Source organism: Polyangiaceae bacterium (genome assembly GCA_020633235.1).
Lineage (GTDB): Bacteria > Myxococcota_A > Polyangia > Polyangiales > Polyangiaceae > JACKEA01.
Genome location: JACKEA010000002.1, coordinates 247586 through 261110 on the forward strand (window position 1 = coordinate 247586; position 13525 = coordinate 261110).

Annotated in this window: 11 protein-coding genes; 8 read left to right on the forward strand and 3 right to left on the reverse strand. The window is 69.5% G+C overall.

Annotation, left to right across the window (positions count from 1 at the left end; translation table 11 throughout):
• The first annotated feature begins 34 nt into the window (after positions 1 to 34).
• Entirely contained in the window at positions 35 to 175 is a 141-nt protein-coding gene (locus H6717_11675; GenBank protein MCB9577669.1) for a hypothetical protein, read from the forward strand.
• A gap of 1 nt (position 176) precedes the next feature.
• Here the strand turns inward: H6717_11675 and H6717_11680 are convergent, their stop codons facing one another.
• Positions 177 to 1091: an ArgK protein gene (locus H6717_11680; GenBank protein ID MCB9577670.1), complete on the reverse strand. Its 915-nt coding sequence runs from the start codon at positions 1089 to 1091 to the stop codon at positions 177 to 179.
• Positions 1092 to 1120: 29 nt separating this feature from the next.
• Positions 1121 to 3079, reverse strand: coding sequence for a protein meaA (locus H6717_11685; protein ID MCB9577671.1), 1959 nt, complete (start codon positions 3077 to 3079; stop codon positions 1121 to 1123).
• A 90-nt stretch (positions 3080 to 3169) separates the two neighbouring features.
• Between H6717_11685 and H6717_11690 the strand changes: the two genes are divergently transcribed.
• Both H6717_11690 and H6717_11695 read left to right on the forward strand, forming a co-directional pair.
• A complete protein-coding gene (locus H6717_11690; GenBank protein MCB9577672.1) occupies positions 3170 to 3955 on the forward strand; it encodes a zf-TFIIB domain-containing protein in 786 nt (261 codons plus the stop codon).
• 133 nt (positions 3956 to 4088) lie between these two features.
• The gene (locus H6717_11695) at positions 4089 to 5174 is read left to right on the forward strand and encodes a hypothetical protein (protein MCB9577673.1); all 1086 of its coding nucleotides are present in this window, start codon (positions 4089 to 4091) and stop codon (positions 5172 to 5174) included.
• 31 nt (positions 5175 to 5205) lie between these two features.
• Here the strand turns inward: H6717_11695 and H6717_11700 are convergent, their stop codons facing one another.
• Positions 5206 to 6180 carry a hypothetical protein gene (locus tag H6717_11700; GenBank protein ID MCB9577674.1) on the reverse strand — a complete coding sequence of 325 codons (975 nt, stop codon included), beginning with the start codon at positions 6178 to 6180 and terminating at the stop codon, positions 5206 to 5208.
• 142 nt (positions 6181 to 6322) lie between these two features.
• On the opposite strand from H6717_11700, the gene H6717_11705 reads away from it, so the two are divergent.
• Genes H6717_11705 through clpA form a run of 5 tightly spaced genes read left to right on the forward strand, consistent with a single transcriptional unit; the run spans position 6323 to position 13356 of the window.
• Positions 6323 to 7042 (forward strand): hypothetical protein, encoded by a 720-nt coding sequence (locus H6717_11705; GenBank protein ID MCB9577675.1) that lies wholly within the window; start codon positions 6323 to 6325, stop codon positions 7040 to 7042.
• Positions 7039 to 9246 (forward strand): VCBS repeat domain-containing M23 family metallopeptidase, encoded by a 2208-nt coding sequence (locus tag H6717_11710; GenBank protein ID MCB9577676.1) that lies wholly within the window; start codon positions 7039 to 7041, stop codon positions 9244 to 9246. The genes H6717_11705 and H6717_11710 overlap by 4 nt, the downstream gene beginning before the upstream one ends.
• On the forward strand, positions 9243 to 10682 hold the full coding sequence (locus H6717_11715; GenBank protein MCB9577677.1) for a LamG domain-containing protein: 1440 nt from the start codon (positions 9243 to 9245) through the stop codon (positions 10680 to 10682). Before H6717_11710 ends, H6717_11715 begins: the two co-directional genes overlap by 4 nt.
• A gap of 50 nt (positions 10683 to 10732) precedes the next feature.
• The gene (gene clpS / locus H6717_11720) at positions 10733 to 11077 is read left to right on the forward strand and encodes an ATP-dependent Clp protease adapter ClpS (GenBank protein MCB9577678.1); all 345 of its coding nucleotides are present in this window, start codon (positions 10733 to 10735) and stop codon (positions 11075 to 11077) included.
• The gene (gene clpA, locus H6717_11725) at positions 11074 to 13356 is read left to right on the forward strand and encodes an ATP-dependent Clp protease ATP-binding subunit ClpA (GenBank protein ID MCB9577679.1); all 2283 of its coding nucleotides are present in this window, start codon (positions 11074 to 11076) and stop codon (positions 13354 to 13356) included. Before clpS ends, clpA begins: the two co-directional genes overlap by 4 nt.
• The last annotated feature ends 169 nt before the right edge of the window (positions 13357 to 13525 follow it).

Genomic DNA, 13525 nt, shown 5'->3' on the forward strand with positions numbered 1-13525 from the left:
CGGCGGCGCGGTTCGCGCTAAAGACCGCGCCGCTATGGGAACCCCGCAAGATCCTCGTGCTCGTCGTCGCCAGCGCAAGCGTCGGGCCAAGAAGAACCTGGAGTGGGAGCTGAAGCGCGCGGCCGAGAACGCCGAGGACGCGAAGCCGAAGGCCCCACCCAAGACCGCCACCTGATTCAGCGCGGCGCGAGCTGTGCCACGGCCGAGAGGCTGCTGGCTCCGGACGCGATCAGTCGGGACAGCTCCGCGCGCAGAGCGCTGGGGCCGCCGCGGTCGTCCACCCCGAGCTCGCCGTAGCGATGCGTGAATAGCCGGAGCGCCCACTGGGCGCTCTTTTCGATCCGGCGTGCCGACAGGTCCGCGATGTCGTCGCGGTGCTCGGCCAGCACCCTGACCAGCTCGTCGATACCCTCCCCGGTGAGCGTGGACGTGTGCACCACCGGCGGCGTGCGGGCCGTGCCCAGGGCTTCCAGAGCGGCGCGCAGCTCCGCCCCCGCCCGCGCGGCCACTTCGCCGAGGTCCGCCTTGTTCACGGCCAGCACGTCGGGGATCTCCAGGATGCCGGCCTTGATGAACTGCAGCATGTCGCCGCTCGCCGGCTGGATCACGAGCAGCACCGTGTCCGCCACGTGCTCGATGTCCGTCTCGCTCTGGCCCACGCCGGTGGTCTCCACCAGCACCCAGTCGTAGGCCGCGCTGAGCACGTCCACGGCGGCGCCCGCGGCGCGGGCCAGCCCTCCGAGATGCCCGCCGGATGCCATGGAGCGGATGAACACGTCGCCGTCGTCCGGATCGTGCACGATGCGCGCGCGGTCCCCGAGCAGCGCGCCGCCGCTGCGCGGGCTGGAGGGATCCACCGCGAGCACGCCCACGGAGTGCCCCTGGGCGCGCAGCGCGCGGCACAGCGCGCTCACCAGCGAGCTCTTGCCCACGCCGGGAGGCCCCGTGATGCCCACGCGACGACACGCGGCGACGTTCGGACTCTTCGCCAGGTTCGCGAGCAGGCTCAAGATCTTGGGCTCCTGCGCCGGACGCCGGTCCTCCACCAGCGAGATGGCGCGGGCCACGCTGACGGCGCTGCGCGTCGTCACACCGCGCGCGAGCTCGGTGACGTCCACGCTCACGCGGCGGTTCGCTCCACGATCTCGACCAGCTCCGAGAGCACGCGGGCGATCTCGTAGTCCTTCGGTGTGTACACCGCGGCGACGCCCGCGGCGCGCAGCTCCGCGGCGTCCGTCTCCGGAATGATGCCGCCGACGACCACGGGGACCTTCGCGCCGCGCTCGGCCAAGAGCGAGAGCGTCTGCCGCGCGAGCTCCATGTGGGCACCGGACAGAATGCTGAGCCCGACGAGGTGCACGCCTTCGTCCACCGCGGCGCGCGCCAAGTCCCGCGGCGTGGTGCGAATGCCCTCGTACACCACCTCGAAGCCCGCATCCCGCGCGCGCAGCGCGATCTGCTCGGCGCCGTTGGAGTGGCCGTCCAGACCCGGCTTGCCCACCAGGATCTTGGGGCGACGGCCGAGGGACTTCTCGAGCTTCGCCACCCGCTCGCGCAGCGCCGCGTAGCTGTCCCCGAGCTCCGGCGTGCGCGCCCCGCCCACGCCCGTCGGCGCGCGGTACTCACCGAACACGCGCCGCAGCGTGTCGCCCCACTCCCCGGTGGTGACGCCGGCCTTGGCGGCGGCAATGGAGGCGACCATCAGGTTGTCGTCGCTCCGTGCCGCGCGCTCGAGCTCCTCCAGAGCGCGCTTCACGGCGTCGTCGTCGCGCCGCTTGCGCCAGGCCTCCACGGCAGCGATGCGCTGCTCCTCTGCCTTTTCGTCGACCCGCAAGATGGCGTCGGCACCGCCCAGCGGGCTCTCGGCGGTGTCGGTGAAGCGGTTGACGCCCACCACCGTCTGCTCGCCACGCTCGATCGCCGCGATGCGCGCGGCGTTGGAAGCGACCAACCGCTCCTTGATGGTGCCGCTGTCGACCGCCGCCACGCCTCCGCCGCGAGAGAGAATGCCCTCGACCTCGGCCCACGCCGCGTCGGCCAGCTCCCGGGTCTTCTTCTCGATCACCGGCGAGCCGTCGAACAGATCGCCGTACTCGAGCAGATCCGTCTCCAACGCCAGGATCTGCTGCGCTCGGAGGGACAGTTGCTGATCCCAGGGCCGCGGCAGACCGAGCGCCTCGTTCCACGCCGGCAGCTGGATGGCCCGCGCCCGCGCTTTCTTGCTCAGGGTCACCCCCAGCATCTCGAGCACGATGCGCACGATGTTGTTCTCGGGCTGCGCCTCGGTGAGACCCAGGGAGTTCACCTGCACGCCGTAGCGAAAGCGCCGGAGCTTCGCATCCTGCACGCCGTAGCGCTCCTTGCCCAGACGATCCCACAGCTCCACGAACGCGCGCTCCTTGCAGGCCTCCTCCACGAAGCGCAGGCTGGAGTTCACGAAGAACGAAAGCCGCCCGAACACCTGCGCCAGCCGATCCCCGTCTACGCCCCGGGCGCGAACCGTGTCCAGCACGGTGATGGCCGTCGTCAGCGCGTAGGCGATCTCCTGCTCCGGCGTGGCTCCCGCTTCTTGCAGGTGATAGCTGCAGATGTTGATCGGGTTCCACTCCGGCACGTGCTCCACGGTGAACTGGATCACGTCCGCGGTGAGCCGCAGGCTGGGTCCGGGCGGGAACACGTAGGTCCCCCGAGACAGATACTCCTTGATGATGTCGTTCTGCGTGGTGCCACGGAGCAGCTTCACGTCCGCGCCCTGCTTCTCCGCGGTGGCCACGTACAGCGCGAGCAGCCACGCGGCGGTCGCGTTGATGGTCATCGAGGTGTTCATCTTCTCGAGCTCGATGCCGTCGAACAGCGCTTCGAGATCCCCGAGGTGTGCGATGGGCACTCCGGTGCGCCCCACCTCCCCGCGCGAGAGCACGTGGTCCGGGTCGTAGCCCGTCTGCGTCGGCAGATCGAAGGCGACGGACAGGCCGGTCTGACCCCGCGCCAAGTTCTGGCGGTACAGGGCGTTGGAGGCTTCCGGGCTCGAGTGCCCGGAGTAGGTCCGCATGATCCAGGGGCGGTCTTTGTCGGCCATGGCGCCCGAATACTCCCCTCCGCGGGCGCTTTCGGCAACGTCCCGTTCCGCCCGTTTGCACTCCACGCTGTCGTCCGGCAGTTTTGCCTCGTGGACCACTCCGGCCCGTATCGCAAGGCGCCCCCCTCGCTCCGGCCTCGTCCGGGCATCGTGGTGTGCCCCACCTGCGCCACGGAGCTCGCCGGGGAGCCCCGTCAGTGCGGAACCTGTGGCTCCCCCATCGCCATCGTGCGCTGCGGCGAGTGTTTCCACATGAACCTGCCGAGCTCGGCGCTGTGCACCGGCTGCGGTCGCGAGCTCGGCCTCGAGCCCGTCGGCGAGCCGGACCGTCTCGATTGCCCCGACTGCAAGCGTCCCTTTTCCGCCTTTCACGGAGTCGGAGGCTTGCTGCGAGACTGCGAGGACTGCGGCGGTCAGTTCGTGGAGCACGGCCTCCTGAAGGCGCTGCTCGAGCAGCGTGAGGTGTACGGCGCCGCGCCGCCGCGAAACCTGCCGCGCAGCAATCCGCTGGAACAACCGGTGCGCTACGTGCCGTGCCCGGTGTGCAACGAGATCATGTCGCGGCGAAACTTCGGGCGCACCAGTGGCGTGATCGTGGACGTGTGCGCCAAGCACGGCACCTGGTTCGACGCCGGAGAGCTGCCGCGGGTGCTGGCCTTCGTGGAGGCCGGCGGCCTGGCCATCGCGCGCCAGCGCGAGGCCGACGACGCCCGCGAACAGGCCCGGCGCGATCGGCTCGCCGCCGTGCAGCGTCAGCTCGAGCCGCTCTCGGCGCCCGCCAGCAGCTGGAATCGCATGGAGAACACCCGCCGCGGCGTCGAGCTGGCCGACGCCGGCGTGGCGCTCTTCGATTTCGTCTCGGGTCTGCTCAAATAAGGTCTTCTTATTTGTCGATCCGCCGCGCTGGCCTCGCGGTCCGAAGCCGCGCTGTGGTGGTATCCTCGTCGGATGCGACTCGCGACGCTCACTCTCGCCCTCGTGCTCTCGGTGTCGGCTTGCGGCAGTGACGATGGGGGCGACGACGGTTCCGCCAGTGGAGCGCGCCGCCGGCAGCGGCGGCGCCTCCACTGGCGGAACGGGTGGGACGTCGGGCAGCGCTTATGCCGCCAGCGGCGCCGCCGGCAGCGCGGGCGCCGCGGGCAGCGCGGGCGCGGCGGGCAACGCTGGCGCGGCGGGCAACGCTGGCGCGGCGGGCAGCGCGGGCGCCGCCGGCAGCGGCGGCGCGGGCGCCCTGCCCGACTACCCGGGGCAGCCCCCCGCCGGGAAAATCCTGTGGGGCGCCGCCGTGAGCGGCAACGGCGATCCCGTCGTGCGCCACGAGACACCGGCGGGCCACGCCCTCGCGGTGCGCCGCACTTTCTACCAGTGGAACCAGCGCACCACGGCGCTGATCAAGACCGCCACGGACGATCTCGCGCACCACCGCGTACCGTGGGTCAGCGTCAAGACGCCGTCCTGGGCGGAGATGGCGGCAGGCGATCACGACGCCGAGATCGACGACATGCTCAAGGCCATCGACGCGCTGCCGGGTCCGGTGTGGCTCACCATCCACCACGAGCCCGAAGGTGGCGGCGGCGTGAACGCGCCGGACGATCCCGCCGGACCGAGCGGGCACGTGGCGATGAACGAACGGGTGCGTCAGCGCATGACCGCGCTCAAAGTCGACAACGTCGCCCTCGCGCCCATCCTGATGTCCTGGACCTGGAACCCCGCGTCCGGTCGCGATCCCGAAGAGTGGTGGAAGCCCGGCATCTACGACTTCCTGGGCGTGGATCACTACCGCGACGCCGAGGACACGCTGCTCACCGCCACCTGGGCCACGGTTCGCAGCTGGGCCAAGGGCAAGGGTGTGGACGTCGCCGTGGGCGAGTGGGGCATGCGCGGGACCGACGTCGCCGCGGGACAGCGCGAAGAAGCGTGGTACGACGCCGCCGCCGGCTCGGACAAGGACGGCCAGGGCGCCCGCGTCGTGGGGCTCAGCGCCTTCGACTCCTCGCTCAACTCGCCGACCGGCTCCTGGGAGCTCAAGGGTGAGCAGCTGACCACGTTCTGGAAGCTCTTGAACGATCCGCGCACCGCCGACGTCGTGCCCTGACGGGCATCGCGCCGCACCGACAAGAAGAACGTCAGGCTGCGGGAGGCGGCGCGAACCCGGACTGCCAGGGCGCGGGCTCGGGCTCCGGGAACAGCCGCCAGGCAGGGCCGAACTGGTCGATGAAGTACATCACGTAGGCGCGGGTGAAGACGAACAGCGGCAGCAGGATCACGGTGCCGAGGTAGGGCAGCGCGGCGATGCAGCAGGTGAGACACGTGCCGATGGTGGCGAGCACGCCCACGCCGATGCCCAGCAAGAACTTCATCACGTAGAACACCACGATGGTGCCCGCGCGGCCCGCGAAGAGCTCCGTCTTCACACGCTGCCAGGCTTCCTTCACGGGCTCATCGTGCAGATAGAGCGCGACGGCGACGAAGTCCTCGACGATGGCGCTGGCGACGCCGAGCACGAGAGATACGAGCACCAAGATGCCGCCTCCCAGGAGCAGTCCGAGGAGCGCGCCGCTGCCGAAGCGACCCGCCGTGATGTCGGACCAGGCGAGCACCACACCCAGGGCGATGGCGCCAAACACCAGGGGGAAGCCAATCAAGGCGAGGACCAAGCGGATGCGGAACAGCCGCGAGCCCTTCTCCTTGAAGCGACGCCAGGGTTCCTCGACGGCGGCGCGGTCGTTGGCGATGCAGTCGATGAACATCAGCTTGGCGCGGCTCGACACCCACAGGAGCGCGATGCCCAGCGCCACACCCAGCACTACCACCACGATCCCGAGCGTGATGACCAGCTCCAAGTTGTCCCGCACGAACTGAATCACCGGATTCAGCGGGCTGCCGCCGCGGCCCGAGCCCCCGGTGTCCGGCACCTGAAAGGTGCTACCCCCGCCTTCCCCCAGCGTGGCCAGGAAGGCGACGAAGCCCAGGGTGAACCACTTACCGGCGTCGAAGGGGAACAGCATGCGCTTGGTGTGCTCGAAGGCCTTGCCGATCGGATCCGTGACGGAGATCGGCGCGGGAGCGTCAGGCGCAGGGAATTCGGGCGGCGGCTGCACGGGAGGTCCGCATCATAGACGGATCGCCCCTGCCGCCAAGCCGAGGTTGGCAGCGCGCAACCCGAAGTTGTCGCGAGCGCTGGCGCGGCGCGGGAAATCGCGCGCGAACACCGCGGAACGGTGCTTGCACTGCGTGGCCACGATGCGGGTGTTTGCGTTCGTGTGCGCGTCGGTTTCGCTGCTGGGCTGCCAAGCTGAGCCGGCCCAGAAGCAGGAAGCGAGCGGCCTCGAAACGCTCGAGCGGCGCGGCTCCGTCACGCTGCTCGCGCGCACCGCTCCCGGCATGCCGGACACGGATCAACAGCCGGTTCGCGTGCTGTATCGGCGGGAGGGAGACGCCTTGGTTCGGCTTCGTAGCGGAGTGCGGAGCGCCGTCCTCGGCGAGCGCGGCGTGTTCGCGGTCACGACCGAGGGGCAGCTCGTGCTGATCGACGATCGGGGCGAGCGCGTGTTGCTCGAGCAAGCGCGCGGCAAACCGGCGCTGCTGGGCGATGGTTCCGTGGTCGTCGCGCGGGAAAAGGAGCTGGGGGAAACGGACCTCTGGCAGGTCAGCGCTACGGGCGAAGCGCGTGCCCTCGCGCCGGCGCCCGGCCCGGACGACCTGCCCATCGCGCTGCCCGACGGCAGCGTGGTGTTCGTCTCCGGTCGCACGGGCATCGCTTCCTTGTGGCAGGTGGATCCGCGCGGCGGACCCGCTTCCCAGCTCACCAACCGCGGGCTCGCTCCCGGGCGGCCCCTCACGGGCTTCGTCCCGCCGCCCAACGAAGTCATCGAGGTGGCGAGCGATCACCTGAGCTACGACGCGGGCGGCGGCCGCCGCTACCGCGTGGAGCTGCCTTCGGGCGCAGCGAGGACACTGTGAGGTTCTTGCTCCTGTGCCTCGGGCTGACCCTGCTCGCTTTCGATGCGCACGCCGTCGGCTTCCGGCGGCCGATCGAGACGCCGGCGGGCGTCTCGGCCTACCGTGACCACGCGGGCCCGGGAGTGAAGCTCGACTGGGCCTGCGGTACGCACACCTACGACGGCCACCACGGAACGGACATCGCCATCGGCGGCTTCGCCGTGATGGACAGCGGCAGCCGCGCCATCTACGCCGCTGCAGACGGCGTGGTCGTATACGCGAGCGACGGCTGTTGGGATCGTTGCACCTCCGGCGCTTGCGGCTGCGGTGGCGGTTGCGGCAACTACGTGAAGGTCGCCCACGCCGACGGCATCTCCACCATGTACTGCCACATGAAGACGGGCAGCGTGGCAGTGAGCGTCGGACAGCAGGTGAAGTGCGGCCAGACCCTCGGTCGCGTCGGTTCGAGCGGCAACTCTACCGGCCCCCACCTGCACTTCGAGCCCCGCGTCACGGCCAACAACGCTTCGTTCGAGCCCTTCGCCGGCTCCTGCGGCTCGAGCGGGTCCTGGTGGCTGAGCCAGGGCAGCTACAACGGCTTGCCCGGAGCCGACTGCGGCTGCGTGCCGCAGCCGGAAGTGTGCAACGGCGCCGACGACGACTGCGACGGCAAGATCGACGAGGACGTGACGCAGCCCTGTGGCAGCGACGTGGGTGAATGCGAGCTCGGAACCCAGACCTGCCAGAACGGCAAATGGGGCGAGTGCCAGGGCGGCGTGACCCCCAAGCTCGAGACCTGCGACGAACGCGACAACGACTGCGACGGCAGCGTGGACGACGACGAGGTGTGCGAGCTGGAAGAGGCATGGCAAGCGGCGACGCTCGATCCCGGCGCCAGCACCGACGTCGACGGCGATGGGCTTTCCGACGCGTGCGCCATCGCCGACGGCGGCCTCGAGTGCCACCTGGCGTCGGGCAATGGCTTCGGCGCCGCGCTGCCGGTGGACGTGCAGTCCTCGGCGCTCGACTCGCCGTCGGTGTTCTCCACCCTGCGCAGTGGCGACGTCACGGGGGATGGGCGTGCGGACCTCTGCCTCCGCACTCCGGAGGGCGTGCGCTGCTTCGCGGGCAGCACCACCGGCGTTGGCAAGCGCTTCGAGGGGCCACCGCTCTCGGATGGCAGCGGCTGGAGCGACGCGCGCTACTTCTCCACCGTGCGGCTCGCGGACGTGGACGGCGACGGCCGCTTGGACCTGTGCGCGCGCGGCGCCGCCGGGCTCGGCTGCTACCCGAGCACGGGCTTCGGCTTCGGCGCGCAGCAGCTCTTGCCGGCGCTCTCCGACGCCGCCGGCTTCGACGACGTGAATCACTACGGCACGCTGCGCATCGGCGACGTGAACGGCGACGGCCGCGCGGACGTCTGCGCCCGCGGCGCCGACGGCATGTCGTGCTGGCTCTCCCAGGCCGGCGGCTTCAGTGAGCGGGTGCTCGGCCCGGCCTGGTCCGACGCCACCGGCTGGTCCGACTGGCACGCGTGGAGCACCATTCGCCTCGCCGACGTGGACGGCGATGGTCGCGCCGACCTGTGCGCGCGCGAAAACCAGCAGTTCGTCTGCTACCTGTTCGACGGTGCCGCCTTCGGCACCAGCATCGTCGGGCCGCCCCTGCCGGATGCAGAGTGGGGTCGCCGCGATCGCTTCGGCTCGCTGCTGCTCGCCGACCTGAACGGCGACGGCGCGGCGGATCTGTGCGGCCGTGGCGACACGGGCATTCGTTGCTGGCTCTTTTCCGGCAACGGCTTCGACGTCGTGGTGCAGGGCCCGAGCTTGACGGACGCCGACGGTTGGACGGAGCCCAGCCACTATCGCACCCTGCGCCTCGCGGATCTGGACGGCGATGGCCGCGCGGATCTGTGCGGCCGCAAGGCGTCGGGGCTCACCTGTTGGCTGTTCGAGACCGGCGGGTTCGGCCGCGAGATCGCCGGCCCCGCCTGGGGCGACAGCCAAGGATTTCAGGCCGCCGAGCGCTACCACACCATCCGCGTCGCGGGTCTCGCCGCCCTACCCGAGGGCAGCTCCGGCAGCACCCCGCGGCCCTCCACCCAAGACCCAGAGGAGCCCCCGCCCGGTTGCAGCTGCGGCGCGGTTCCGCGGAGCGCCCCGAGCCCGCTCTTGCTCCTGTGCGCGCTCCTCCTCCTCCTCCGACGCAAGAGAGGTACACCGTGAAGTCCTTCGCCATCGCCGCCCTGCTCGTCCTCAGCGCCTGCAGCTCGAGCTCGGATCCCGCCAAGAGCAATCCAACGCCGGAAGACGGCGGCACCACACCGCTGCCCGCCGGCAAGCCCGTCAGCGCGGCGGACTTCTGTGACCGCGTCGCGGACGTCGTGTGCAGCTCCGAATCCGAGTGCTGCAGCGCCGGCAGCGCCGGCTGGCCCGGCGCCGACGACTGCGTCACGAAACAGGTGGCCGCCTGCCGCGGCACCATTGGCGATCTGGTCGAGGATCCGCGCACCGGTTACGACGCGACAGCGGGCGGCAAGGTGGTCGCAGCCTTGGAAGCGGCCGCCAAGGGCTGCTTCGCCGAGCCCATCAGCGTGGCGCAGGTGACGACCGCCTTCAAAGGCACCGGAGAGCTCGGCGCCAACTGCACGCCGGAGAGCACCAGCTCCCACGCCCTCATGATCAGCGCCCTTTCCTGCAGCACGGGCTCGAGCTGCCGGCTGTACCTCAAAGGGGACGGCTCACCGATGGGCGTGTGCGAGGAGCGCAAGGACGACAGCTGCTCCCACGCCTTCGACTGTCCCTCGAATCAGTGGTGCGATCTGCCCGCCGGCTGGAAGCCGGGCGTGTGGGGAGAGTGCCACCCATTGCGTACGGACGGCTGGAGCTGCGCCAGCGACCGCGAATGCCAGAGCTCCTTCTGCGACGCCTCCCGCCGCTGCGCGCCCGCCGGGGAACGCCGCTACTGCCTGAGCACGCCCTACGACTCGGCCGTGAAGGCCGACGCGCCCCTCGCGTACCTGCGCCTTGGCGGCAGCGCGAGCGACGCCTCCGGCAACGGGCTGTCCGCCACTCAGAGCGGCGACCCCGAAAGCGTCACTCCCGGCGCGCTGGCAGAGGACGACAATCCCGCCACGCACTTCGACGGCGCCGACGACCAAGTGAGCATCGCCGCCGGCAGCTTCTCCGACTCCAACGAGCTGTCCATCGAGCTGTGGTTCTCGCGTACGGAGTCTTCCCTGGGGCAGCCGCTGCTCGCCTTCGGGGACGACACCGTCGGTGGTCCGGTGATCGCCATCGACGGCGAAGGCGCCGTCACCGTCACCTTCGCGGACACCGACGACAACGCCCACGTGCTGAGCTCCGGGGACGCCCACCCGGGTCCGGACGCTTGGCATCATTTGCTGGTGAGTTACGACGGCTTGACCGCCACGATGCTGCTCGACGGCAAGTCCGTCGCCACGCTGAAGGAAGCCTTCACGGTGCGCCTGAGCGGTGAGCTGCATCTCGGCTTTGCCGCGCCACAATCCCGTTTTCTGGGCGCTCTCGACGAGGTCGCGATCTACCCCAAGGCCCTGAAAGACGGCCGTACGCTGCTCCACTACCAGATCGGCAAGAAGGGTCCGGAGCGGACTTGGCCGCTTTTCTCGTGGTTCGAGTAAGGGGGGCTCGACAGCGGGCACCGATGTGACCAAATTTGCTCGACCCTCGGATGCCCACACGCGGACCGAACGACAAACCAGAGCATGATGGCGACCTCGCCGTAGAGGAACGCCAGAAGACCAAGCGGCCTCGCAAGTACCACGTGGTCTTCCACAACGACGACTACACCACCATGGAGTTCGTCGTTCACGTGCTGGAGAAGTTCTTCCACAAGAACGAGACCGAGGCGACCCACATCATGCTGGAGGTCCACCACAAGGGCTACGGCATCGTGGGTGTGTTCACGCGGGACATCGCCGAATCCAAGGTGGAGCAGGTGATGGCCTACGCGAAGAAGCACGGCCATCCGCTGCGCGTCACGGCAGAGCCGGCGGACGACGGAGAAGAAGAGTGAAAGTCAGCGCCGAGGTCGAAATCGCCCTGTCCCTCGCCTTGAACGAGGCGCAGCGGCGCCGTCACGATCTGATGACAGTGGAGCACTTGCTCTACGCCCTGCTCCACGACGAAGGCACCGCCGTCGTCGTGAGGAAGAGCGGCGGCAACGTGGACGCCATCAAGAAGGCCCTCGCCAAGGTGCTCGACGAAGAGCTGCCGGAGGTCCCGGAAGGCCGCCCGGTGAGCCCCGCCCCCAGCCGCGGCTTCCAGCGCGTCTTGAACCGCGCCGCCATCCACGTGGAGTCCAGCGGCAAGGAAGAGCTCACCGGCAAGAACCTGCTCGTGGCCATCTTCGCCGAGGTCGATTCCCCCGCCGTGGCCATCCTCGCGGACCACGGCGTCACCCGTTACGACGTCGTGAGCTACATCTCCCACGGCGTCTCCAAGGACGGCGAAGACGACGACCTCGAGCCCATGACCGAGGGCGACGAAGAGGGCGGTGATGGCGAAGCGGAGCCGGTGAAGGATCCGCTCGACAAATTCGCCGTGAACCTCAACGAGCGCGCGAAAGAAGGCGGCATCGAGCCGCTGGTGGGTCGCGAGAAGGAGATCCGCCGCGCCATCCAGGTGCTCGCGCGCCGCAAGAAGAACAACCCCTTGTTCGTGGGGGACGCCGGCGTGGGCAAGACCGCCATCGTGGAGGGCCTCGCCGCCAAGGTCGTGGCCAAAGAGGTCCCCAGCGCCATCGCGGACGCCGAGATCTTCGCCTTGGACATGGGCTCCCTGGTGGCCGGCACCAAGTTCCGCGGCGACTTCGAGAACCGGGTCAAGGCGGTGATCAAGGCGCTGGAGAAGAAGCCCGGCGCCATCCTGTTCGTGGACGAAATGCACACCGTGGTCGGCGCCGGCGCTGCCAGCGGTGGCAGCCTGGACGCCGCCAATCTGCTCAAGCCCGCTCTCGCCAGCGGCAAGCTCCGCTGCATCGGCGCCACCACCTTCGAGGAATATCGCAGCCACCTCGAGCGGGACCGTGCGCTGGCGCGCCGCTTCCAGAAGATCGAGGTGCTCGAGCCCACGCTCGACGAAACCATCGAGATCCTCAAGGGCCTCAGGCCTCGCTACGAAGAATTCCACCACGTCAGCTACGAAGACGAAGCGCTGGAGGCCTCCGGCAAGCTCGCCCAGAAGCACCTGCACGATCGCAAGCTGCCGGACAAGGCCATCGACTTGATGGACGAAGCCGGCGCCGACGCCAAGCTGGAAGAGGGCGATGGCGCCGTGGTCGGCGTCGATCGCATCGAGACGGTGGTGGCGCGCATGGCGCAGATCCCGCCACGGCAGGTGTCCACGGACGACAAGAGCGCGCTCAAGAGCCTGGAAGTGGATCTCAAGCGCGTGGTGTTCGGCCAAGATCGCGCCATGAAGGAGCTCGCCACCGCGGTGAAGCTCTCCCGCGCCGGCCTCCGCCCCCCGGACAAGCCCATTGGCTCGTACCTCTTCACCGGACCCACCGGCGTCGGCAAGACGGAAGCCGCACGCCAGCTGGCCAAGACCATGGGCATCGAGCTCGTGCGCTTCGACATGAGCGAGTACCAGGAGCGCCACACCGTCTCCCGCCTGATCGGCGCGCCGCCGGGCTACGTCGGCTTCGATCGCGGCGGTCTGCTCACGGAAGCGGTCGCCAAGACGCCCCACTGTGTGCTCCTGCTCGACGAGATAGAAAAGGCTCACCCCGACGTCTTCAACGTGCTCTTGCAGGTGATGGACCACGGGTCACTCACCGACAACAACGGCAAGAAGAGCGACTTTCGCCACGTGGTCATCATCATGACCAGCAACGTCGGTGCCGCGGATCTCGCCCGCCGCCCGCTGGGCTTCGGCGAGCGCAGCAGTGCCGGTGGCGACGAGATCGCCTTCAAGAGCACCTTCAGCCCGGAGTTCCGCAATCGCCTGGACGCACGCATCTCCTTCGACCCGCTGACCCCGGACGTGATGGAGCGTGTGGTGGACAAGTTCATCCTCGAGCTGGACGCGCAGCTCGCCGAGCGCGACGTCACCGTCAGCCTCACGGATCGCGCGCGCCTCTACCTCGCGGAGAAGGGCTACGACAAGGACATGGGCGCTCGTCCCCTCGCCCGCCTGATCCAAGACGAGATCAAGCGCCCCTTGGGCGACGAGCTCTTGTTCGGCCAGCTCGAGCACGGTGGCCACGTCTCCGTGGACTACCGCGAAGGCGCCATCGCCTTCGACGTGAAGGGCGCAGAGAAGAAGCCGAAGAAGAAGAAGGAAAAGGCCTAACCGCCTCTCCCCCGAAAGATTGTTGGTCCGGCGCGAACCCCGTCGCGCCCTCGAAGCTTCCGTGGCGTCACGTCGACGACCGTCGCAGCCTGCGCGGATCTCGGCTTGGCGGCGCTCGGCGGAGGTCGCATCATCGGTCCATGGCCTGGCGGCTCCCCCTCGCGGTTTC

Coding starts and splice junctions, on each gene's coding strand:
- clpS (MCB9577678.1), top strand. CDS start 10,733: ATGCCCACACGCGGACCGAACGACAAACCAGAGCATGATGGCGACCTC.
- H6717_11705 (MCB9577675.1), top strand. CDS start 6,323: ATGCGGGTGTTTGCGTTCGTGTGCGCGTCGGTTTCGCTGCTGGGCTGC.
- H6717_11675 (MCB9577669.1), top strand. CDS start 35: ATGGGAACCCCGCAAGATCCTCGTGCTCGTCGTCGCCAGCGCAAGCGT.
- H6717_11685 (MCB9577671.1), bottom strand. CDS start 3,079: ATGGCCGACAAAGACCGCCCCTGGATCATGCGGACCTACTCCGGGCAC.
- H6717_11695 (MCB9577673.1), top strand. CDS start 4,089: ATGGGGGCGACGACGGTTCCGCCAGTGGAGCGCGCCGCCGGCAGCGGC.